This is a genomic window from Paenibacillus sp. FSL R7-0179, from assembly GCF_038002265.1.
GTDB lineage: Bacteria > Bacillota > Bacilli > Paenibacillales > Paenibacillaceae > Paenibacillus_AQ.
Map to the genome: position 1 here is coordinate 147,193 of NZ_JBBOCC010000002.1, position 21,626 is coordinate 168,818.

A 21,626-nucleotide genomic window follows, 5' to 3' on the forward strand; every position below is an offset into this window, starting at 1 on the left:
ACTAGAAAAAGTAAAAGTTAATGATTGACATTAACCCTAAACTGTATTAATAATAGTAGTACAGTTAATACACTTTGATACAGCAGCCGGAGTATCAGATGAAAGGAGGACTGTCATGTTCGAGTTGGATGTACGCAGCCGCAAGCCGATCTATGAGCAGCTGACCGACAAGGTGAAAGAGATGATTATGCACGGGATTCTGCGGGCGGATGAACAGCTGCCTTCGGTGCGGGCGTTATCCTCGCAGCTTACAGTCAATCCCAATACGATCCAGAAAGCCTACCGGGAGCTTGAGCGTGAGGGGTATATCTATTCGCTGCAGGGCAAGGGCAATTTCGTTGCCGCCATGCAGCAGGAGCACAACGAGAGCAAGCGGGCGGAGCTGAAGACAGAGCTGCTGCGGCTGATGGCGGAGGCGGTCTATCTCGGATTTACGGAGAGCGAGATTAGTGCATTGTACCGCCAGTCGCTGGATCAGAGAAGAGAGGGGAACAGCCATGATTGAGATACGCGGGGTCAGCAAGATTTTTCAGGGGGATAAGGCGGTTGACAATCTGTCGCTTACTGTACATAAAGGCGCTATTTACGGGTTGCTGGGATCGAACGGAGCCGGCAAAACCACGCTGCTGAAAACGCTTGCCGGGATTTACCGTCCTGATGCAGGCACGGTCAAGCTTGGCGGACAGCCAGTCTACGAGTCGCCGGAAATGAAGCGCAGAATGATCTTCATGCAGGACAGCCCGTACTTCTTCCCCCAGGCGACCATACGGAGTATGGCGGCCTTCTACAAGTCCATCTACCCGGAATGGAGCCAGAAGCGCTATGACGAGCTGCTTACTATGTTCCGGCTTGATCCCCGGCGCAAGCTCAGCCGCTTCTCCAAGGGGATGCAGCGCCAGGCAGCCCTTCTGCTTGCGCTTAGCTGCAGGCCGGAGGTGCTGATCATGGACGAGCCGATTGACGGGCTTGACCCGGTGATGCGCCGCCAGATCAAGAATCTCCTGTTCCAGGAGGTCGCCGAGCGCGAGCTTACGGTGCTGATCTCCTCGCATAATCTGCGCGAGATTGAGGATCTGTGCGATCATGTCGGCATTATGCATGAAGGGCGGATGCTGGTTGAGAAGGATCTGGATGATCTGAAGTCGGACACGCATAAGGTACAGGTCGCGTTCCGTGATGAACGTCATGCGGCTGCGCTGGAATCCATCCTGAGAATCCTCCACCGGGAGGAGCGGGGAAGTGTCAGGCTGTATATTGTCAAAGGTGAGCGGGAACGCATCAGCCAGGCCTTCTATGTCTATGATCCGTATGTATTCGATCTGCTGCCGCTGACGCTGGAGGAAATCTTTATTTATGAAATGGGAGGTGCCGGTTATGACGTACAGCCGATTATTTTGTAACGCCAGCCTGATCCGTCAGAACCTGCGCCAGCACGGGTGGATTGGAATTCTGTATACGCTGGTGCTGTTATTTATGCTTCCGCTGCAGCTGTTCGCAGACGGAGCCCGGCTTGAAAATAAGATCGAAATAGATAGTCTGTTCGGCTTTGGTACTAATATTTATGCGGTTCTGATTGCCTTTCCGATAATTGCTGGACTGTTCCTGTCCCGTTATCTGCAGTCCAAAGGCTCCTCCGATCTGATGCACAGCCTCCCGCTGCGCCGCTCGCATCTGCTGTCTTCTTATACGCTGAGCGGTCTGCTTCTGCTGCTGCCGCCCATTTGGATTACAAGTGTGGTTACGATGCTGGTCCGCCCGCTGGAGGGGAATATGTATATCTATCACGGGGCGGAGGTCTGGGAGTGGTGCCTGACCCTTACAGTGTTGTCGCTGTTCTTGTTTGCCTTTACGCTTTTTGTGGGGATATGTGTAGGACAGACCGTGCTGCAGAGTGTGGTGACCCTCATTCTGTTAGTCCTCCCTGCGGCAATATTAATGTTTATAGATATGCATCTGAACAGATATTTGTATGGGTACCCGGATAGTATAGGATCGAGGGAATCCCTGAAGGATTGGGCGCCGATGCTGCGGATTGCAGATATGTCTTATAGCCCCTTCAGTCCTACAGAGCTTTGGGTCTATGCTCTACTATTTGCAGCCTTTTTAACGCTGTCCTTTGTGCTGTACCGTAAGCGCCACAGTGAGAAGGCTGGACAGGCAATGGCCTTCACCTATTTTAATCCGCTGTTCAAAGCCGGGGTAATGCTCTGCAGTATGCTGCTTGCGCTCAGCTACTTCGGCAGTATCAAGCAGGAAACAGGCTGGATCGTCGGCAGTGTTGTCGCAGGAGGGGGAATCGGTTATATTCTCGTAGAGATGGTTCTCCGCAAAAGCTGGCATATCCTGAACCGCAAGCTGCCGCTTGAAATGGCAGTATACAGTATCCTGCTTGGCTTGCTGCTCTATGTTCCTGTATCCGGCTTGACCGGATATGAGACCCGGGTTCCGGCCTCCGGGAAGGTGAGTGCGGTATTCGCCGGTGGTAATTATGCAGACCTGATGCAACGCCCTTACAACGCTCCGAATACTGCACCTGCGGAGGAGACTGATATCTTTTCCAAGGACCCGAAATATATTGAGGCTGTAACTGCACTGCATAGTGCTATCGTAACGGCGAAGCCGGGTCAGGGCGATCCCATGTGGAATCATGGTTATCTCTCTTACTACCGCTTCACGTTGTCATATAAGCTTAAGAGCGGAGGGACACTGATGCGGACCTATCAGGTTCCGTCAGTGGGCTTCGAGCCGGAGTTGAAGACGGTCATGGGACATGTGGACTACAAACGTGTGCGATACCGGATATCCCAGATGAACAAGAACGCAGAGAGTATCCGTATGAGTAATCTCGACAAGGCCTTCAGTATTTCTGATCCGCAGGAGGTGAAGGAGTTCAAGGACATCTTAACCCGTGAAGTGCTGAATATGTCCTATGAGGATCAGGTTTCGGATCAGCGGTCACGGGCGTCCATCCGTGTTCTTCAAAAGACGGATAAAGATGGAATTCAGTCGTATTTCACTTATGACTGGTACCCGTCCTATCATGAATTAGGGGCTTGGCTGGAAAAGAAGGGATATGCGGATAAAGTGCGGATTACCGAGGCGGACGTCCGGTCCGCCGAGATGTTCATAGATATGAATCACAGTAAGCTGCCACCCGGGCGGATGTATGATCCCGAGAGCCGTCTGGAGTTAGCACGCAGCGAGAAACGGGCTATTATGGTCAAAGACAAAACGCTAATTAACGGTATTCTGGAGCATCGCCGCAATTATAACCGCAGAGAGGGAGAATATGCGGTGAAGATCGTGTATAAGAATGGTTCATCTAATTATATTTCGCTGGATCAGCAGGAGATGTCTCCGGCGCTGAAGGCACTTCTTCCTTAAGTAGGTTTGTTCTGTCGTAGTAACCCGGGCAATCCTGTTCCCCTCGTAAACGGATGCATATCCTTTGCGGGGGGATTTCTATGTTGCAGCGGGAATTCAGTGCCAGTGCCGATGCCAGTGGTAGTGCCATTGCCGGTGCTAGTGTTAGTGTTAGTGCTAGTGCTAGTGCTAGTGCTAGTGCCTTAGTGCAGTGTTATGTCCTCTGGTTCTACTTCAGGTGTACCTGAGTCCGAAGCATGGGTATATTAGATTAGGGCTGCAAAATAATGCGGCCAGTGTAAGGAGGAACGAACATGGAAGAGATACGGGATCATCTGGATCACGGACTCCAGATTGTCTTCATCGGATTCAATCCCAGCATCCGCTCCGGCGAGCTGGGTCATCATTATGCCAATCCGCGCAATAACTTCTGGCGCATACTGCATAAGTCCGGACTGACGCCGCGATTATACGAGGCCTCCGAGGACGGGGAACTGCTGAAGCTGGGGTACGGCTTCACCAACATCGTCGCCCGCCCCACCGTAGGCGCTGAAGATATCACCCGGGAGGAGTACGCCAAGGGCCGTGAGCTCCTGCGGGCCAAGCTGGAGGAATACCGCCCGGAGATTGCCTGCTTTGTCGGCAAGGGCGTGTATACAGAGTTCAGCCGCAGAAGTACAGCTGCCTGGGGCTTCCAGGAAGGCGTTGCTCCGGTGGTGGACGGAGTCCGGGAGTTCGTCGCCCCATCCTCCAGCGGCCTGGTCCGCATGCCAATGCCGGAGATCATCGGCATCTACTCGCAGCTGAGTGACTTCACGGGGGATCAGGAGCCTTGAAGCCGGAGGACGCGTTATAAGAGTGCGTGGGAGTGCGTGGGTTCGATGTATGCGGAAAACAGCATATATTTGCTGGCGCGGATGGCGTATGGCCCGAATGTATGTGAAAAACAGCATACATTGTGCTGGCGTGCAGGCATGTAGCCCGAATGTATGTGAAAAACAGCATACATTGTGCTGGCGTGCAGGCGTGTGGCCCGAATGTATGCGAAAAACAGCATACATTTGGTGCTGGTGCGAGGGTGAAAGGGTGGGGGCCGGATTGTGGTTTTATTTCTCATCCCGCTTAAACAGCGGAGAGAACGGAACGAATGTGGAAAAGCGATAGCGTTCGCCTTGGTCTCCGGATTTTCACCGCTAAGGGGAATGACAAAAAATCTGGAGACTACAGCGATTGTAACATCGTTCCGTTCACGGAGCGTCCACCCAAGCGCCCATGTTGATCCATCTCGAAAGTAAAGGTTCTCCCAAGTAATCCGTTCCGTTCGCGGAGCGTCCACCCAAGCGCTCGCCTTGATCCTGCTCAAAGATTCCAAACCAAAAAGGCTGTCCCCATCAGTCATTTCATGACTTTTGGGAACAGCCCTTTTCATAATAGCAATAGCAGCCTGCCTACGTCTGGATCAGCAGCAGGATAATGGATGACAGGGAGAGGCAAACGCTGGCCAGATAGAGCACGCCGACCACCTGTTTCTGGTTCAGACCCGCCTTGAGCAGGCGGTAATGAACCTGAGTGGCATCCGCCTGATAGATGGCTTGTCCCTTCAGGAAGCGTCTGATGACGACAAAAATATTGTCGAAGATCGGCACGCCAAGCGCGAGAATCGGAATGAACAGCGACAATACCGTGGCCTGCTTGAAGGCGCCATCCAGCGCAATCACCGCCAGAATGAAGCCGAGGAAGGTGGCGCCGGCATCGCCCATGAAGATTTTGGCCGGAGCCTTGTTGAAGCGCAAATACGCCAGCGTAACCCCGATCAGCGAAATTGCCATGAAGGCAGAAGTAGATTGGCCCATCGTGAGTGCGACTACGAACAGGGTAACTGCCGAGATCGCTGTCAATCCGCCGGCCAGACCGTCCATGCCGTCCGAGAAATTAATGACCGTAGTCACGCCGAAGATCCAGATGATCGTCAGCAGGAACTGCAAAATGAACGGTAGTGAGATATAATCACCTGAGAACGGATTAATGAAGCCGGTAAACGCATTGCCGGAAAAGAACACCAGAACGGCGGCGGCAATCTGTACGATGAATTTGGGCAGAGCCGGGAAATCCTTGCCTTTGGTTTTGTACCAGTCATCGATGGTTCCTATGGTCAGCAGAAGCACACCGCCAATGAACAGGGCGAGCGTCTCCAGGGTGAATTCACGTGCGAAGAGCAGATATGTAATGAAAAAACCTACGAAAATGGCATAGCTTGCGGTTAGCGGGATGGGCTCCCTATGGATTTTGCGTTCAACATCTACCCTCGGCCTGTCTACGAAATCCAGCCGGAAAGCCAGCCTGCCCAGAGGAGGAATCAGCAGATAAACGATAAAAAATGACACGAGAAAAGCTAAACCGTATAAAATGACAATCACCCCGTTGATTTTTTTAAGGCCTAACCCAGATTATATCGCAGAAGGACATATGTTGTCGAACTACATAAGCGAGATGGAGGACAAGATGAAATACGAATGTATCTTATTTGATGCCGATGATACACTGTTCGATTATGGAATGGCCGAGAGTCACGCCTTGAGCCATGCTTTCACCCACTTCGGGCTGCCGGCAGGCGCGCAGGAGTATGCGGCCAGCTATCAGGAGATTAACCATGCCTTATGGAAGGATTTCGAGCGAGGCTTAATCACCTCTGCCGCCCTGCGGGTGGAAAGGTTCAACCGCTTGTTTACTGCCCGACAGCTCGCGTTCAAGCCGGAGGAATTCAGTGAAGCGTACCTGCGCTTCCTCGGGGAAGGCACCTTCCTGATTCAGGGGGCCGCCGAGCTCTGCAGCGAGCTTGCCGGGTGCAGGCTGGCCGTGATCACGAACGGTATCAGTGATGTGCAGCATGCCCGGATTAAGGGTTCCCCGCTTAGTGAGGTATTCGAGGCGGTGATTGTATCGGAGGAGACAGGCTATCAGAAGCCGGAGGCGGGGATTTTTGATTATACTTTTGAGAGGCTTAAGCTGTCCGACAGACGCAAGGTGCTGATTGTCGGGGACTCCCTGACCTCGGATATCCGCGGCGGGAACAATTACGGCATCGATACGTGCTGGTTCAATCCGCTGGACAAGCCCGCTGATCCTGAGATCGTGCCTACCTATGAAATCCGCAGTCTGGACGAGCTGGTGGAGATTGTAAACCGCGCGTAAGCGGAATAAAAGGCGGCAGGCAGGTTGAAAGTTTCGCTTCCGTGTTAAATATATAAGGACGCTAAGTCCATACTTTTTTAACAACAACATACGGGAGAGGATATTATGAGAAAAAAATGGCTGATTGCCGCAGTGGTTACCGGCATGACGGTAACAGGCTCGGCAGGGGTGTATGCGGGCACCAAGCTGCAGCAGATCAAGGCTTATCTGAACCATAGCCTGGGTATTGTGGTGGATGGTAATCCTTTTTGGATGAAGGATGGCAACGGCAAAACCCTGACACCGATCACCTACGAAGGACTAACCTATCTGCCGGTCCAATCGATCGCCACGGTGCTGAAGGTGCCTATCAATTATGACTCGGTCAACTATAAAGTGAGAATTGGAGAAGGCAGCGCAAATATTCCTGCTCCGGGAACCTCTGCCGGCGGAGGGAATGCAACTCCTGCTCCAGTCGTGGAGGGAACAGCAAGACCGGTTAATCTGCCTAAGGATTTTCCGATTCCCCAGGATGCCTTGATTGCGATCACCTTAGATACGGATGCTAACGGCCAGAAGAAGGTGGCGTTCACATATTCAACGCAGGAGACACTGGAGATCATGGGCTTCGTGTACAGTGAATATGCACGGATCAAAGGTCTGGGTAATGCCTCCGAGTCGGTATCGGCCAGCAATGTCAAAATTTCGGGCAGACTCGGCGGGACAAGCCCTGTATCCATTACAGGGAAAGCCTCCACAGCCCGGCCCGGCTTCAATCTGTTCACGATCACCTGGTCGGAAAGCTAATCTGAGCGTGTAGAGTTAAGCTGTTATGCAGGCTTGGCTAACCTAAAAAGAAACTCCGGCTTGTAAAACATCCGGAGTTTCTTCATGTGCAGTTCATCTGAACTAATTCATCGGAATTAATTCACAAGCGCTAATAACATTAGGCCTGCGGACGGGTATCCAGCGGCTTCAGGTGGGCCTCAATCTGTTCGCGCTTTGCTTCCAGGAACGGCGGCAGGGCCAGCGCCTCGCCCAGATGTTCGACCTCCTCATCCGTGGCGAATCCCGGCCCGTCCGTTGCCAGCTCGAACAGAATCCCGTTCGGCTCGCGGAAGTACAGGGAGCGGAAGTAGAAGCGGTCTACAAAGCCCGAGTTCGGGAGCTGTACGCTGCGGATGCGTTCAATCCACTGCTTCAGCTCCTCTTCGTTATCGACGCGGAAGGCTACATGATGCACGCCGCCCCGTCCCAGGCGCTCCTGCGGAAGATCGCTGCGTTCCTCCAGATGGATCTCCGTGCCGGAGCCGCCTTCACCGGTCTCGAACACGATAATATCCGGCTGGCCCGCCACCGGTGAAGGATAACTGCCTGCGCGGCGGAAGCCGAGCAGGTCCTCCAGAATCAGGGCTGTATGCTCAGCGGTCTCGACGGTCAGATGTGCCGGTCCCAGTCCAACAATGGCATACTCGGCAGGAACCGGGCTCTTGGCCCACGGCTTGCCGCCGGGCATACCCTCGTTATGCTCATCCGAGACGAGGATTAGGCGCTGGCCCTCATGGTCGGTGAAGGCCAGCGTCTTGCGGCCGCCGCGTTCGGTGATTTCCTCATGCTCTACACCGAATACGGTGAAGCGCTGTGTCCAGAAGAGCAGGGCATCATCCCCGGGAACACGCAGGGAGAGTGCGGAGATGCTGTTGTTGCCGTCGCGGTTGCGCCCTGCGTTAGGCAGCTCGAAGAAGGTAAGCTCCGTGCCGGGATTCCCGGTCTCATCCCCGTAGAACAGGTGATAGACGGATACGTCATCCTGGTTGACGGTCTTTTTAATCAAGCGGAGTCCGAGCACTTCTGTATAGAATTTGTAGTTTTCCGGAGCTTTGGCGGTAATGGCGGATACATGGTGTAGTCCTTTTAGTGTTAAACTCATGGGAATACCTCCTGAGATATGGGTTGGTTGTTATATAAGACACACTTAAGAGTTAAACTCGAAGCTAGGTCGTCACTGCGGTGAACATTTGGACTTCCGGTCGCTGTTGTATTAGGATTTCCTGATTAGAACCGCTCTTCGCGGTAGAAATCCAAATACAGCATATGCTTTCGAAGCGAGCTTTCCTGCGGAAAGCTTTCAGGCGAACGCATCCGCTCCTACAGTTCCAAATTTCCCCTCCGCTTCTTTTTGCTTTTTGTTAATTTCTTGGTGTTTCTTATATAACTTGGATTGTTATATAAGGAAATTACTTATTAATATTAAGTTACTTTAATTTTAATAGTTAATGAGTAATTTTGCAAGTTGTATTTCAAGTTGAATTTAAAACTGTATTTCAAGGATGGTATTTATTATTCAGGAAAGCGGGGTTAATCATGCACACCAGATCAAGTCTGATGAAGCAGCTGGAGAAGATGGGGATCGATCCGCAGGGGACACTGCTGGTCCATTCCTCGCTCAAAAGCATCGGTGAAGTGGAAGGGGGAGCAGATACCGTACTGGATGTCCTCTCAGAATATATGAAGGAGGGGCTGCTGGTCCTGCCTACCCATACCTGGTCTTATATCAACGGGCTGAATCCGCGCTTCTCTGTGCTGGAGTCGCCCGTCTGCGTGGGCATTCTGCCGGAGCTGTTCCGGAAGCGGCCGGGCGTGATCCGTTCCTGGCATCCCACACATTCGGTGGCGGCTTTGGGCAGGGATGGGGCGGTATTCACAGCCGGAGATGAGCGCTGGGATACGCCTTGTGCGCGCGGCTCGGTCTACGGCAAGCTGCTGGACCGGGAAGCGGAGATTATGCTGCTCGGTGTGGATCTGCGGAGGAATACGTTCATTCACGGCATTGAGGAGTGGGTGGATATTCCCGGCCGGATGACGGACGTGCATGAGGCGCTCTATACGGTGACGCCGGAAGGGGAGGAGATTGCGGTGCCTTCGCGCAGACACTGCGGACTGTCCTGGTCGCAGCATTTTTGGAAGGTGGAATCCGTGCTGGAGGACGGCGGAGCGCTGCGCAGGGGCAGCTTCGGTGATGCGGCGGTTATGCTCTGCGGCACGGTAGAGACTACGCGTATCCTGAGTGATATGCTCAGAGAGAACCCGGATCTGTTCTCGGATAACGAGCCATTATACGGGGAGGATGCGCCTGAGACGCTGCCGAAGACGAAACGTGGACAAGCTGTACAGATAGTGCAGGAGCATACCAGGAGTTAACCGGGGCCGGATATTTACAGGTCTCTGGCAGGTTTCTATCAATGTATGGTATATTATTCTCACAAAAACATAGTAAGGAGATTGGAAATGACAAAAACTTTGATCTTTGGTCACAAAAACCCGGATACAGATACGATCTGCTCAGCTATTGCTTATGCGGCACTGAAGAAGGAACTGGGCTGGGATGCCGAGCCGGTCCGTCTTGGAGACATCAGCGGAGAGACTCAGTTCGCCCTCGATCACTTCGGGGTAGAAGCGCCGCGCCTGGTGGAGAATGTAGCCGCCGAAGCTGAACAAGTGATTCTGGTTGACCACAATGAACGCCAGCAAAGTGCGAATGATATCGATCAGGTCCGTGTGGTTGAGGTTATTGATCATCACCGGATTGCGAACTTCGAGACCGCCTATCCGCTGTATTACCGGGCTGAGCCGGTAGGCTGTACAGCTACCATTCTGAACAAGCTGTACAAAGAGAATGGCGTGGCCATTCCTGAGAACATCGCCGGTCTGATGCTGTCCGCTATCATTTCCGATTCCTTGCTGTTCAAATCGCCGACCTGCACAGAGCAGGATGTGGCTGCTGCGCGTGAGCTGGCGGTCATTGCCGGTGTTGATGCTGAAAGCTATGGCCTGGACATGCTCAAAGCCGGTGCAGACCTGAGCGACAAGAGCATTGCCCAGCTGATCTCTCTGGATGCCAAGGAATTCAAGATGGGTGAATATAAGGTGGAGATTGCCCAGGTTAACGCTGTGGATGTGAATGATGTCCTGTCCAAGCAGCCGGAGCTGGAAGCAGCGCTTACCGCGATTATTGATGACAAGGGACTGGATCTGTTCCTGTTCGTGGTTACCGATATCCTGAACAACGATTCCGTGGGTCTTGCCCTGGGCCGTGTAGCAGGCGCTGTTGAGCAGGCTTACAATGTGAAGCTGGATGATAACAAGGCTGTGCTGAAGGGTGTAGTGTCCCGTAAATCACAGATTGTACCGGTGCTTACCGAGACGATCGCCAAGCTGTAATTGCTGCTTCCGGGTGTACCCGGAGCAAGAAGGTTGTCCCGTGACCGGCTGTGCCTTTTCCTCAGGAAAAACGTACAGCCGGTTTTATTTTACAATTCACAGCAACTCCTTGCTGCCTGAAGGGTATAAACAGCATAGGACATTATAGAGGGGGACGGGAATAATGGGGAAGATGCGCAAGCTGGCGATTTCAACAATGTGCCTGATGATGGTCTCGGGAGGAGGCCTGCTGTATGCTGCTGCCGGCAAAACAGATCTCTCATTCTATGTGAATAATATGCTGCTTAAGCAGTCAGCACTATCCTCGGATGGTGGGGTATATGTGCCTGTGGAACAGCTTTCCGAGAATATGCAGGCGATTGTATCCGTGGACGAGTCAGCCGGAACGGTCAAGATCTACAAGCCTAATGTGAACACGGTGCTGCTGGATGAGCAGGGCAAGATTTTCGGCAAAGTCAGGATGGATACCAGCAATACCTTCTCTGCCCTGGTGCAGGTGGATGATCTCAAAACAGATATCTCCGATCTGAAAATTACCATTACAGACCCGGCAGGCAAGACGGATGTTGTGGATAACCAGCCGATAACAGAGAAGAAGGACAGCTTCTGGTTTAAATCGGCAGCGTATAATTATAAGGTTACCGACAAGGGGAACTATATGATCCAGGTGTATTTCAAGGATGCTGCGTCCAAGAAATGGTTCATCGTTTCTGAACTGCAAATATCGACCACTTCATAATAACCACAGGAGGCGGTTCCATTGATTACAATCTATCCTGCTGCGTCTGCGCACCAGTTCGACTACGGCTGGCTGAAGGGCAGCCATGTCTTCTCCTTCGGGGATTTCTATGATCCGGATAACACGGCCTTCGGGCCGATGCGCGTCTGTAACGATGATACGATCGCTCCGGGAAAAGGCTTCGGCGCCCACCCGCACAGTGACATGGAGATTGTCTCCATTGTGCTGTCCGGCGTGCTTCGTCATGAGGATAACCTCGGCAATGTTGCGCAGACATCCTTCGGCGGCATTCAGCGGATGTCGGCAGGGACCGGCGCGATTCATACGGAGCATAACCCTTCGGACAGTGAGCCGGTCCGCCTGCTTCAGCTATGGTTCATGCCTAAGGCCCGGGGGACGGCTCCCTCCTACGCAACCGGGCGCTTCGATCCGGCCAAGCTTGAAGGACGCCTGCTTCCGGTCGTAGCGGCCGAAGCTTCGGAGGAGATTGTCGGTATAGCCCAGGACATGACGATTTATCTGGGGAAGGCCAAGGCGGGAGAGCAATTGGATTTCCGGCAGGAGCCGGGGCGGCGCAGCTTTGTATATCTGGTGGAAGGGCAGCTTACCCTGAACGGGGAGGGTGTGCTGAAGCCGGGCGATTCGGCAAGAATCGAGGACATAGCGCAGCTGGAGCTGAAGGCTGATGAGAATATACTGGTCATGGTGATTGATCTGCCGTAATGAGCGGCGGGACACAGACGTGAAGGAGGAGCGCGAATGGCAGAGCAGGAAAGAGTGCTGGTGAAGCATTCCGTAACCGGGCGCATGCTTGTGAACAGCATGGAGGGAGTGGGGTACACCTTCGATGAGCAGGGCGGGCTGACCTTGATCACCCTGACGAATGTGGCGGCAGATAAGGGCGCTGCGGTGGTGGAGCTGAAGGCGGAGCTTAATGTATTCCGCTTCGAGGAGCCTGCAGACGGGCCGGTCATCAAGCATTGGTACTACGTCGGAGATCAGCCTGTCACCTATGATGCGGACTCCGGGCGCTTGACGATAGCTGTGCAGTCCGAGATCGAATACCGTCCAGATCAATACTGGGCCTGATCCCTTTTGCAGACTCCACCCCATGTGCTTACAACAGGCGTGAGGTTCGGGGTCTGCTGCTTGCTGCGCTTTTATGAAAATAGATGAAAATGGGACAAATGAACTTGACAATACGTTCCAGAACGACTAGCTTTGTTATGAAACGTAACATGTACATAAGAAAAGACGGGAGAAATGAAGCGGATGGAATTGTTTGCGGCGATGGAGCGGGAGGATTACGAGGAAGTGCTGTTTTGTCAGGATAAGGCATCGGGGCTGAAGGCGATTATTGCGATTCACGACACCACGCTGGGACCGGCGCTGGGCGGAACGAGAATGTGGACCTATGCAACGGAGGAGGAGGCGCTAGTTGACGCTCTTCGGCTGGCTAAAGGCATGACGTATAAGAACGCGGTGGCCGGGCTGAATCTGGGCGGCGGTAAGACCGTTATAATCGGTGATCCGCACACAGACAAGAACGAGGCGATGTTCCGCGCCTTCGGCAGATACATACAGGGCTTGAACGGCCGTTACATTACAGCAGAGGATGTTGGCACTACAGAAGAGGATATGGATATCATCCATCAGGAGACCGACTTCGTTACCGGAATATCGGCTTCCTACGGCTCGTCCGGCAACCCTTCACCGGCTACAGCCTTCGGGGTATATCAGGGCATGAAGGCCGCAGCGAAGGCTGCCTTCGGCAGTGATTCCCTCACAGGCAGAACCGTCGCCGTGCAGGGTGTCGGCAATGTCTCCTTTACACTATGCAAGTATCTGCATGAAGAAGGTGCACGACTGCTGGTTGCAGATATTCATAGTGAGGCAGTGAACCGGGCTGTCCAGGCATACGGGGCAACGGTTGTAGAACCGGGCGACATTATTGGGGCAGATTGTGATATCTATGCGCCATGTGCGCTCGGTGCCACCATTAATGATGAGTCGCTCCCGCGGCTTAGAGCCAAGGTGATTGCAGGAGCTGCCAATAATCAGCTCAAGGAGCCGCGTCACGGGGACGCGCTGCATAAGATGGGGATTGTCTACGCCCCGGACTATGTCATTAACGCCGGTGGCGTTATTAATATTGCTGATGAATTGAACGGTTACCACAAGGAGCGGGCGTACAAGCAGATCGCCCGAATCTATGACAGCATCACCCGTGTGCTGGAGATCTCCCGTTTGAAGGGGATTCCGGCCTACGCGGCTGCGGATCAGCTTGCAGAAGAACGGATATCCCTGCTTCGCAACAGCCGCAGCACTTTCCTGCGGAACGGTCAGCATGCCCTAAGCCGGAGATAGGCTGCCCGAGTGGGCGGCTAATTTCGACTTCATTCTACTTTTTATCCATTACCAGTTAGAATTGTGAGAAATGTAGTAGTGCCCAGCATGGATAATAAGGAAAATAGAACCAGGAATAATTTTGCATGAATGAAAGGCGGAGACCCATGGGAGCACTGCACATTACGGCAGAGATGAATTATGGAAGCAGGGAATCTTATTTTGACGGGAAGCTTATTGAGTACATTGGGTGGTGTCTCGCTGGCTGGCTGGTTACGGTCTGTACCTTCGGTATCTGCTATCCCTGGTCAGTAGTAATGCTCTACCGCTGGAAGGTCGAGCATACCGTGGTGGAGGGGCAGCGTCTGCGGTTCGACGGTTCAGCCGTCAGCCTGTTCGGACAATGGATCAAGTGGTTCCTGCTGACGGTGATCACGTTTGGAATCTACGGCTTCTGGGTGTTCATTAAGCTGGAGCAGTGGAGAACGAAGCATACCCACTTCCAATAAGTAGCCGCATGCTTCAAATATACTTAAGATATGAAGAAGAGCCATCCTCCGGTTATGGGGGATGGCTCTTCTGTGTAGATTTTGAAGCAAGACCGGACTGTGCAGCCTGCTTGCGGTTTGATTATTGGACTTTCTGCGGCTCGGGATAAGTAACGCCAAGCGTATCAACGGTGACCTTCTTCATCACCGGCGGCTGATCCGGACGGTCATTCTTGCCACGCGGCAGACTGACGATGGCCTGGACCGCTTCGAGTCCTTCAGTAACCTTGCCGAAGGCAGCGTAATCGCCGTCAAGGCTTGGATAAGCTGCGGCCATAATGAAGAACTGGGAGCCTGCAGAGTCCATAGGCTTGCTTCTCGCCATGGACAGTACGCCTTCTGTATGCAGCAGATTATTGGTGAAGCCGTTGTTGTTGAATTCTCCGGCAATGCTGTAGTCCGGTCCGCCCATACCTGTGCCATCCGGGTCCCCGCCCTGGATCATGAAGCCTGGAATGACCCGGTGGAAGATGGTTCCGTCATAGAAGCCCTTCTTGATCAATGAAATGAAGTTGTTGACCGTATTGGGGGCAACCTCGGGATACAGCTCGGCCTTAATAACAGCGCCGTTATCCATCTCGATCGTAACCACCGGATGGCTGGCTGTGGCTGAAGGCACGCCTTCTGTAGCGGTGACGCTCTCCTGCGGTGCTGCGGTGGCCTCGCTGCCTGCTCCGGTGCTGCTGTTACCATTGGCATTATTATTCACTGGCTTATTGCCGCAGCCCGCCAGAATGACGAGCATCAGGCACATCACCGCAAGCAGGATGACAGGTTTTCTTGTGATAGACTTCACTTCAGAATCTCTCCTTCTTGAATAATGTGGTGCATTCACCTCTGTATCATACCTTCTTTGTCCTGCTTCTGGCAAAGTCTGCGTCAGCGGCCGGCCGGATTCCGCTACTTTGGTGCGGGGTGCTCCTTGGCGGAAGCGAGCGTCGTTCCTTCGGGAACCGGCAGTAAAGCGCTTTTGGAGATGCCGATGAGCTGGGAGCTGTAAATTCCGCTGTGTCCGGAGAACAGATAGCTGATGATGCAGGCGATGAACATATAGACCGCTCCGCCGGAGCCGAACAGCTCGATGCCCATTATGAAGCAGGCAAGCGGTGTATTGGTTGCTCCGCAGAAGACAGCGATGAAGCCGAGTGAAGCCAGGAATGGCCCATATAGATGAAGCACTCCGGCCAGGCTGCTCCCCAGAGAAGCTCCAATCGCGAATAGAGGCGTTACTTCGCCGCCCTGGAAGCCGGTCCCCAGAGTGAATGCGGTGAAGATCAGCTTCCATAGAAAAGCAAAGGGCGATACGCCGTCTTCGAAGGAGCTGCTGATCAGCGGAAGGCCCAGCCCCAGATAGTCCCGGGAACCGGCTATGTAGACCAGGGCAATAATGATTAGTCCGCCGGCGGCGCTTTTGAGCATAGGATTACGGATTATGGCGGTGAAGGTCCGCTTCAGATAATGGGTAAGCTCACTGAACAGCAGGCTGCACATGCCGAAGAGGATAGAGGCGATTATAACCTTGACCAGCACCAGCGCATCCATAGCTGGGAAGACATCCACCTGATAATGGATATGGTGAACGCCCCACAAGCGGGAGGCCACCAGATCACCGGTGAAGCTGGCGGCAAAACAAGGCAGCAGCGCCTTATGGCTGATCAGCCCGATGGCGATCACCTCCAGGCCGAACACCGTTCCGGCCAGCGGGGTGCCGAAGATGGAGCCGAAGCCGCCGCTGATGCCGCACATCAGCAGGATTCGGCGGTCCACCGGACCGATTCTGAGCCAGCGGCCGAGACTGTCTGCCAGACTGCCGCCCATCTGCACAGCCGTGCCTTCGCGTCCGGCTGACCCGCCGAAGAGATGGGTAATCAGCGTGCCGCCAAGAACGAGCGGGGCCATGCGCAGCGGAATGGCTTCGTTGCCCTGGCGGATCTGCTCCAGGATCAGATTGTTACCCTTCAGGCTGCTCTTGCCGTAACGCATATACATTAAGCTGACGAGCGCGCCTCCCGCCGGAAGCAGGAAGAGCAGCCAGGCATGCTCCAGCCTTACCTGGGTGACCGCGTTCAGACTTGCCAGGAACAAGGCTGAGGCACTTCCTGCCAGCAGCCCGACCATTCCCCCCAGGATCACCCACTTCACAAATGTACTCCAGAGTGCAAGCTGGTTCTGGCGCGCTGCAAGCTCGGCCCACCGTTCATACTTCCTCTTCATTATGGCTTATGCCCCCCGACCCGAAATCAATACTGCCCTGAAATCAAAACAGACTCCTACCAGCGAAGTTAACCACTGGTAGGAGTCATTAGCCCCGAAGGGCGGTTATGGCGAACTCCATCGCCGCAACTGAATGAAACTATCGTAAGCCGATTGTCTCCAAAAGTCAATATGAACCTGGACCGTGGGTGTACGCTCCGGCAGGGACGCTTAGCCGTATCTACTCCTCACCGTTCGAGCCGTTCAGCACATCGGTGCCGGGCATGGCATCCGGGTCCGGGGAGACCGGGTCAACGCTGCTTCCGGGAACCAGCTCATCCGCATCCGGGACATCCTCCAGCGGAGCGGCCTCCTCCGCTTCTTCGGTCACCTCTTCCTCCGTATCCGCATAATCAATGACGCTGCCGGTCAATCCGGCTGCGCCGGCCGTGTATATAGCATCCGACTCCAGCAGCTCATCCCGCTGCGGACCGGGGGTGGCAGAAGCATGAACAGGACGGTTTGCGCGCGGCCCAAGCCCGGAGTCCGGCACATTCAGGCCGATATCGGCTGCAAGAATAGGATCGCTCTCAAGCGCCGGGTCCGAGCCGTCATCCACTACACCGTCGAAATCGATCGGTGTGAAGTGAGCAGGGTCATGACTGGCCAGTGCAGATTCCAACGGGCGGTTCCCGGCGCCAGCGGTTTCCTCACTGGGACTTGGCTCAGTAATCGTGCCAAGCGGGCGTAATTCTTCCAGCGGGATATCCTGCTCCGGGGAGACACCGCCCATTTTGGTATAGCGCTCATATGCAAAGTCGGCTTCCGTCTTATTGAATTCGTTGCCCATCGTCAATCAGCTCCCTTTTCCCTTGTTGTAGGTCTTCTTCATCTTATAGTACAACTATACCCGTTTAAGCAGCGGCGAATCTGTCTTGGCATCCAGGCAGAGCATTTGATTAATATATTCATTTCTCCGGCAAAATAACCGGAATAGATGGATTAACCGAGCCGTTTCGAGGTTATTTGCAGTCTGATGGCAGGTATTGTGCAAACGTTGTCGAAAATAAGAATCATATGGACTATATAAATACAACTAATGATTCACTGAGGTGCCACAATGAAGTTAGCATCAACCAAAACAGCCGCAGTTCTCATCATGCTGCTGCTTGTAATAACCATTATTCCGGCGGGGATCGCCATAGAATGGGACGGACATACCGAAGCGGAAATTCCGGCCTGGGAGCTGAAGTGGGAAACGGCTGAAAATAGCGGCATAGAAGCTGCAATGACAGTGCGGGCCACTGAATGGACATGGGTACGGGCCAGGGAGGCCAGGCCTCTTCCGCCATCTGGTACCGCTTCCGCCTGGATGCGGCTTACCTTGCCCCCTGCAGGGGCAACCCCTGCTATTCTGATCGATAGAGTATTTGGCGATAACCTGAAAGCATACATAGACAACCGGCTAATCTACGATTCCAGCGGGGATGTGGAATATAGCGGCAACAAGGTGCTGATTCCGCTCCCGGCACAAGACAGTGCAAAGCGGCTCTATCTGTGGAATGCGGGCAGCGGGGAGTTTGGAATCGAGGGGAATGTAAGGGTCGGCAGCTACAATCAGCTGCTGTCCTTTTATGTGAAGCAGGATCTGGTGGACGTTGTGCTTGGAGCCGCCATGACTTTCATGGCCGGAGCGTTACTGATCTGCCTGCTGTTCCTTAAGCCTGAATTTTTCTACAGCGGTTTCTTTCTGGCCCTGGTCATTCTGTCCTTTGGAGTGCTGTTGCTGACGTACTCCCCGTTTCTGACACTGATTCTAAGCCGGGGAGATCGTCTCAGACAGATCAGCTTCGATTTGGCCCTGTTTACCATTATGCCGGCGTTCACGCTTTATTTTGAGCAGTTATTCGGACCGGGCAAGCGGGGATTCACTACCCGGGCGCGTAAATTTCAGCTGGCCTATTCCCTGTTCTGTACCGCAGCGCTTATTCTGAACGCCGCAGTGTCCTTCCGGCTGGACGCGTTGTATTCTATTCTGACTATTAACGCAACCGGTGTACTAATGATTGCCCAGCTTATCTACCTGCTGTTCTTGGCGTTTTCTTATGCCCGAAGAGGCAATTCAGATGCTATTCTATTCACTGGCGGCTTCTCTGTATTTGCCGTGGTCTCTGTGGCGGAGCTGCTGCGGTACTTCCTTTCAATGGAGAGGTATCATCTATACTGGTGGAAATGGGGCATGGTGGTGTTCATTCTTTCCCTGATTGCTATTCTGGGGAAAAGGTTTGCAGGAAGCCACGAGAAGGCGCTGGAATACGCCAGGGAGCTGGAGAAATTCAATAATGAGCTGCAGCGTTCGGAGAAAATGGAGATTATCAGTGAGCTTGCCGCCTCTGTAGCCCATGAGGTACGTAATCCGCTCCAGGTCACACGCGGTTTCCTGCAGATTCTGGGGGAGCGCTCAGGCAATAAGGAGAAGGAGTATCTGAAGATGGCTGTAGGGGAGCTGGACCGGGCCTCGGTGATCATTACCGATTTCCTGACCTTTGCGAAGCCGGGCTCGGATATTGTGGATGTATTCGAAGTCTCGGGGGAGCTGAAGCATGTGTCGGGAATCCTGCTGCCGCTGGCTAATCTGCAGGGCGGCTCGATAGAGCTGCGTCTGCAGCAGGAGCTTCAAGTGACGGGCAGTCCGGCCAAATTCAAGCAGGCATTCATTAATCTGATCAAGAACAGCATTGAATCACTGCAGGAGGAGGGGCAGATTGTCGTAACGACCTGGAGAACGGGCGACTGGGTAATCATCAGCGTGAAGGATAACGGCGAGGGAATGAAGGTCAGCGAGCTGGCCCGGCTGGGCGAGCCGTATTACTCCAATAAGACCAAGGGCACGGGACTTGGCCTCATGGTCACCTTCCGTATTATTGAGGCGATGAACGGCACGATTGAGTTCCACAGCCGCAAGGGCGAAGGGACCGAAGTGCTTATTAAATTGCCGGCCTCCAACAGTAATTAGAAAATATTTTTGTTTATTCCGTTTTTTTGAAGGGATGGGCAGAGCATGGGGCGAAATATTAACACTACAGAACTTTGCTTCTAAAACTTTCCTCTGAGGTGCTTGCATGTCTTTGATGGTCAAAAGTTTACATACAGCGTTCGTATTGTTTCTGCTTTGCCTAACCTGCGGAGGTCTTCAGGTATCCGCGCAAAGCGCCTCCCCCGCCAGTGAGATCAGACATTGGCAGATGAAGTGGCAGGAGGGGCCGGATGATGGCGGGCTTCAGGCTCCGGTAAAGGAAGAACAGGGGTGGATCGATGTGGAGGCGAAGGCCGAGATGCCGCGCAAGCCTTCCGGGGTATCCTCCGCCTGGACCAAGATTACTTTGCCCTCCTATCATTACGTGTCCCCCTCCGTCTATATCCAGACGATTTATGCGCTGCATGTGAAGGTGTATGTGGAGGACCGGCTGGTTTTTGAAGGGGATCGCGGCTTTATTATGGATAATTATTCCTTGCTTGTGCCCCTGGACATGCGGGATAACGGAAAGACGCTCTATATCTGGACGCAGACGCTCCAGGACCGGATCGGAATCAAGGAGCAGGTGATGCTCGGTGAGCATACTATTCTAATCAAGGACTATATCAAAAACGGACTTATAGATGTGATTCTGGGCGGCGCGTTTATCTTTGTGGCGGCGGTGCTGTTTGTGTGCGCATTTTTCCTGAACAAGGAGTATTTCCCCGTGGCGGCTTCGCTGTCCATTGTCATTGCCTCTACCGGAGTGCTGTCCGTAACCTATTCTTCCTTCACTTATACCTTCTACAGCTATTTGGGCGGGCTCAGTGTATTTTTGTTCGATGTGGCACTGTTGTCCCTCTTACCTGCACTGACCTTCCTGTTCGAGAAAATATTTGGTGCGGGCAAATACGGCATCATCCGCAGGTTCCGCAAATTTCAGATGGCCTATTCCTTATTCTGCTGTGTCCTCCTTATTATTAATGCACTATCCGGGGGCCGGTATCTGAAATTCTATTACTTCATCTCTACCAACATTGTCGGCATTATTATGATTCTTCAATTCATCCTGCTGATCGGCTGCGTTATTGTGTTCTCTCTGAAGCGCAACAAGGATGCGATCATCTTCGCATGCGGCTTCGGTACGGCTGCTCTTACCGGGATCTTGGAGCTGCTGTGGTATTATCTCAAACGCGGGAATTATGATCTCTTCTACTGGAAGTGGGCGCTGGTTGTGTTCATTCTCTCACTGATTGTGATTCTGGGTCGTCGGCTGGCGCAGAACCACAGCCAAGTGGTGAAGTATTCGCAGGAGCTGGAGCTGTTCAACAACGAACTGCAGCGTTCGGAGAAAATGGAGATTATCAGCGAGCTGGCAGCATCGGTAGCTCATGAGGTGCGTAACCCGCTCCAGGTAACCCGGGGGTTCCTTCAGCTGCTCAGCGAGAAATCGAGCGGGGACGAGCAGAAATACCTGACCATGGCGCTCAGTGAGCTGGACCGGGCGGCGAGCATTATTACCGATTTTCTGACCTTTGCCAAGCCGGAATTTGAACAGGTCTCCCTGCTCTATGTGAATGAAGAGTTCATGCATATCCAGAGCATCCTGCTGCCCTTATGCCATTTGAACGGTGGCAAAATGATTCTCGAGGTGGAGGACGGCCTGTGGGTCAAAGGGAATTCCTCGAAGTTCAAGCAGGCGATGATTAATATCATCAAGAACAGCATTGAATCCCTGGGGGAGGAAGGCACGATTCATCTGCTGGCCTACAGCCGGGGAGATAAGGTGCATATTCATATTAAGGATAACGGGGCAGGCATGGAACCGTCTGTGCTTAGCCGTCTGGGCGAGCCGTATTTCTCTTCTAATAAGACAAAGGGCACGGGGCTCGGGCTGATGGTTACCTTCCGTATTATTGAAGCGATGGAGGGCGAAATCCGTTTTATGAGCAAAAAAGGAGCCGGAACCGAGTCCATCACCATTCTGCCGCGTGCAGAAGGGCCGGACGATTCCAACTCCCGATCATAA

20 protein-coding genes and 1 riboswitch are annotated in these 21,626 nt (G+C 53.3%); of the genes, 15 read left to right on the forward strand and 5 right to left on the reverse strand.

Annotated features, from left to right (window positions below; translation table 11 throughout):
• Positions 1-115 precede the first annotated feature (115 nt).
• The 4 genes from MKX63_RS17425 (at position 116) to MKX63_RS17440 (ending at position 4,199) form a co-directional block, all read left to right on the forward strand.
• Positions 116-505 carry a GntR family transcriptional regulator gene (locus tag MKX63_RS17425; protein ID WP_341018873.1) on the forward strand — a complete coding sequence of 130 codons (390 nt, stop codon included), beginning with the start codon at positions 116-118 and terminating at the stop codon, positions 503-505.
• Positions 498-1,400, forward strand: a complete 903-nt coding sequence (locus MKX63_RS17430) for an ABC transporter ATP-binding protein (protein ID WP_341018874.1) — start codon at positions 498-500, stop codon at positions 1,398-1,400. The genes MKX63_RS17425 and MKX63_RS17430 overlap by 8 nt, the downstream gene beginning before the upstream one ends.
• Positions 1,375-3,384 (forward strand): hypothetical protein, encoded by a 2,010-nt coding sequence (locus MKX63_RS17435; RefSeq protein WP_341018875.1) that lies wholly within the window; start codon positions 1,375-1,377, stop codon positions 3,382-3,384. The genes MKX63_RS17430 and MKX63_RS17435 overlap by 26 nt, the downstream gene beginning before the upstream one ends.
• 293 nt (positions 3,385-3,677) lie before the next feature.
• Positions 3,678-4,199, forward strand: coding sequence for a mismatch-specific DNA-glycosylase (locus tag MKX63_RS17440; protein WP_341018877.1), 522 nt, complete (start codon positions 3,678-3,680; stop codon positions 4,197-4,199).
• A 612-nt stretch (positions 4,200-4,811) separates the two neighbouring features.
• Here MKX63_RS17440 and MKX63_RS17445 read toward each other — a convergent pair.
• Positions 4,812-5,771: an MraY family glycosyltransferase gene (locus MKX63_RS17445; RefSeq protein ID WP_445321860.1), complete on the reverse strand. Its 960-nt coding sequence runs from the start codon at positions 5,769-5,771 to the stop codon at positions 4,812-4,814.
• 94 nt (positions 5,772-5,865) lie between these two features.
• Between MKX63_RS17445 and MKX63_RS17450 the strand changes: the two genes are divergently transcribed.
• Together MKX63_RS17450 and MKX63_RS17455 are read left to right on the forward strand one after the other, a co-directional pair.
• Positions 5,866-6,555, forward strand: coding sequence for a YjjG family noncanonical pyrimidine nucleotidase (locus MKX63_RS17450; RefSeq protein WP_341023076.1), 690 nt, complete (start codon positions 5,866-5,868; stop codon positions 6,553-6,555).
• A gap of 105 nt (positions 6,556-6,660) precedes the next feature.
• Positions 6,661-7,341 (forward strand): hypothetical protein, encoded by a 681-nt coding sequence (locus tag MKX63_RS17455; RefSeq protein ID WP_341018879.1) that lies wholly within the window; start codon positions 6,661-6,663, stop codon positions 7,339-7,341.
• A gap of 139 nt (positions 7,342-7,480) precedes the next feature.
• Here MKX63_RS17455 and MKX63_RS17460 read toward each other — a convergent pair whose 3' ends face one another.
• The gene (locus MKX63_RS17460; RefSeq protein ID WP_341018880.1) at positions 7,481-8,464 is read right to left on the reverse strand and encodes a ring-cleaving dioxygenase; all 984 of its coding nucleotides are present in this window, start codon (positions 8,462-8,464) and stop codon (positions 7,481-7,483) included.
• 434 nt (positions 8,465-8,898) lie between these two features.
• On the opposite strand from MKX63_RS17460, the gene MKX63_RS17465 reads away from it, so the two are divergent.
• The 7 genes from MKX63_RS17465 (at position 8,899) to MKX63_RS17495 (ending at position 14,349) form a co-directional block, all read left to right on the forward strand.
• Positions 8,899-9,735, forward strand: coding sequence for an AAC(3) family N-acetyltransferase (locus MKX63_RS17465; protein ID WP_341018881.1), 837 nt, complete (start codon positions 8,899-8,901; stop codon positions 9,733-9,735).
• 87 nt (positions 9,736-9,822) lie between these two features.
• On the forward strand, positions 9,823-10,755 hold the full coding sequence (locus tag MKX63_RS17470; protein ID WP_341018882.1) for a manganese-dependent inorganic pyrophosphatase: 933 nt from the start codon (positions 9,823-9,825) through the stop codon (positions 10,753-10,755).
• Positions 10,756-10,918: 163 nt separating this feature from the next.
• Positions 10,919-11,494 (forward strand): hypothetical protein, encoded by a 576-nt coding sequence (locus tag MKX63_RS17475; RefSeq protein WP_341018883.1) that lies wholly within the window; start codon positions 10,919-10,921, stop codon positions 11,492-11,494.
• Between the two features lie 21 nt (positions 11,495-11,515).
• The gene (locus MKX63_RS17480; protein ID WP_341018884.1) at positions 11,516-12,217 is read left to right on the forward strand and encodes a pirin family protein; all 702 of its coding nucleotides are present in this window, start codon (positions 11,516-11,518) and stop codon (positions 12,215-12,217) included.
• A 36-nt stretch (positions 12,218-12,253) separates the two neighbouring features.
• The gene (locus MKX63_RS17485) at positions 12,254-12,583 is read left to right on the forward strand and encodes a hypothetical protein (RefSeq protein WP_339222501.1); all 330 of its coding nucleotides are present in this window, start codon (positions 12,254-12,256) and stop codon (positions 12,581-12,583) included.
• Positions 12,584-12,766: 183 nt separating this feature from the next.
• On the forward strand, positions 12,767-13,861 hold the full coding sequence (locus MKX63_RS17490; protein ID WP_341018885.1) for a Leu/Phe/Val dehydrogenase: 1,095 nt from the start codon (positions 12,767-12,769) through the stop codon (positions 13,859-13,861).
• A gap of 146 nt (positions 13,862-14,007) precedes the next feature.
• The gene (locus MKX63_RS17495) at positions 14,008-14,349 is read left to right on the forward strand and encodes a DUF6693 family protein (RefSeq protein ID WP_341018886.1); all 342 of its coding nucleotides are present in this window, start codon (positions 14,008-14,010) and stop codon (positions 14,347-14,349) included.
• A 121-nt stretch (positions 14,350-14,470) separates the two neighbouring features.
• On the opposite strand, the gene MKX63_RS17500 is transcribed toward MKX63_RS17495, so the two are convergent.
• From MKX63_RS17500 to MKX63_RS17510, 3 genes are all read right to left on the reverse strand, one after another.
• Positions 14,471-15,142 carry a peptidylprolyl isomerase gene (locus tag MKX63_RS17500; RefSeq protein ID WP_341023077.1) on the reverse strand — a complete coding sequence of 224 codons (672 nt, stop codon included), beginning with the start codon at positions 15,140-15,142 and terminating at the stop codon, positions 14,471-14,473.
• A 146-nt stretch (positions 15,143-15,288) separates the two neighbouring features.
• Positions 15,289-16,602: a voltage-gated chloride channel family protein gene (locus MKX63_RS17505; RefSeq protein WP_341018887.1), complete on the reverse strand. Its 1,314-nt coding sequence runs from the start codon at positions 16,600-16,602 to the stop codon at positions 15,289-15,291.
• A gap of 72 nt (positions 16,603-16,674) precedes the next feature.
• A riboswitch (Fluoride riboswitch) is annotated at positions 16,675-16,736 on the reverse strand.
• 86 nt (positions 16,737-16,822) lie between these two features.
• Positions 16,823-17,431: a hypothetical protein gene (locus MKX63_RS17510; protein ID WP_341018888.1), complete on the reverse strand. Its 609-nt coding sequence runs from the start codon at positions 17,429-17,431 to the stop codon at positions 16,823-16,825.
• A 270-nt stretch (positions 17,432-17,701) separates the two neighbouring features.
• Here MKX63_RS17510 and MKX63_RS17515 point away from each other — a divergent pair, with 270 nt between their 5' ends.
• Together MKX63_RS17515 and MKX63_RS17520 are read left to right on the forward strand one after the other, a co-directional pair.
• Positions 17,702-19,597, forward strand: a complete 1,896-nt coding sequence (locus tag MKX63_RS17515) for an ATP-binding protein (RefSeq protein ID WP_341018889.1) — start codon at positions 17,702-17,704, stop codon at positions 19,595-19,597.
• A gap of 115 nt (positions 19,598-19,712) precedes the next feature.
• Positions 19,713-21,626, forward strand: coding sequence for an ATP-binding protein (locus tag MKX63_RS17520; RefSeq protein WP_341023079.1), 1,914 nt, complete (start codon positions 19,713-19,715; stop codon positions 21,624-21,626).

Excerpts from the sequence above, each read along its gene's own strand:
- MKX63_RS17425 (WP_341018873.1), top strand. The coding sequence starts at position 116 with ATGTTCGAGTTGGATGTACGCAGCCGCAAGCCGATCTATGAGCAGCTG.
- MKX63_RS17430 (WP_341018874.1), top strand. The coding sequence starts at position 498 with ATGATTGAGATACGCGGGGTCAGCAAGATTTTTCAGGGGGATAAGGCG.
- MKX63_RS17435 (WP_341018875.1), top strand. The coding sequence starts at position 1,375 with ATGACGTACAGCCGATTATTTTGTAACGCCAGCCTGATCCGTCAGAAC.
- MKX63_RS17440 (WP_341018877.1), top strand. The coding sequence starts at position 3,678 with ATGGAAGAGATACGGGATCATCTGGATCACGGACTCCAGATTGTCTTC.
- MKX63_RS17450 (WP_341023076.1), top strand. The coding sequence starts at position 5,866 with ATGAAATACGAATGTATCTTATTTGATGCCGATGATACACTGTTCGAT.
- MKX63_RS17455 (WP_341018879.1), top strand. The coding sequence starts at position 6,661 with ATGAGAAAAAAATGGCTGATTGCCGCAGTGGTTACCGGCATGACGGTA.
- MKX63_RS17460 (WP_341018880.1), bottom strand. The coding sequence starts at position 8,464 with ATGAGTTTAACACTAAAAGGACTACACCATGTATCCGCCATTACCGCC.
- MKX63_RS17465 (WP_341018881.1), top strand. The coding sequence starts at position 8,899 with ATGCACACCAGATCAAGTCTGATGAAGCAGCTGGAGAAGATGGGGATC.
- MKX63_RS17470 (WP_341018882.1), top strand. The coding sequence starts at position 9,823 with ATGACAAAAACTTTGATCTTTGGTCACAAAAACCCGGATACAGATACG.
- MKX63_RS17475 (WP_341018883.1), top strand. The coding sequence starts at position 10,919 with ATGGGGAAGATGCGCAAGCTGGCGATTTCAACAATGTGCCTGATGATG.
- MKX63_RS17485 (WP_339222501.1), top strand. The coding sequence starts at position 12,254 with ATGGCAGAGCAGGAAAGAGTGCTGGTGAAGCATTCCGTAACCGGGCGC.
- MKX63_RS17490 (WP_341018885.1), top strand. The coding sequence starts at position 12,767 with ATGGAATTGTTTGCGGCGATGGAGCGGGAGGATTACGAGGAAGTGCTG.
- MKX63_RS17495 (WP_341018886.1), top strand. The coding sequence starts at position 14,008 with ATGGGAGCACTGCACATTACGGCAGAGATGAATTATGGAAGCAGGGAA.
- MKX63_RS17500 (WP_341023077.1), bottom strand. The coding sequence starts at position 15,142 with ATGTGCCTGATGCTCGTCATTCTGGCGGGCTGCGGCAATAAGCCAGTG.
- MKX63_RS17505 (WP_341018887.1), bottom strand. The coding sequence starts at position 16,602 with ATGAAGAGGAAGTATGAACGGTGGGCCGAGCTTGCAGCGCGCCAGAAC.
- MKX63_RS17510 (WP_341018888.1), bottom strand. The coding sequence starts at position 17,431 with ATGGGCAACGAATTCAATAAGACGGAAGCCGACTTTGCATATGAGCGC.
- MKX63_RS17515 (WP_341018889.1), top strand. The coding sequence starts at position 17,702 with ATGAAGTTAGCATCAACCAAAACAGCCGCAGTTCTCATCATGCTGCTG.
- MKX63_RS17520 (WP_341023079.1), top strand. The coding sequence starts at position 19,713 with ATGGTCAAAAGTTTACATACAGCGTTCGTATTGTTTCTGCTTTGCCTA.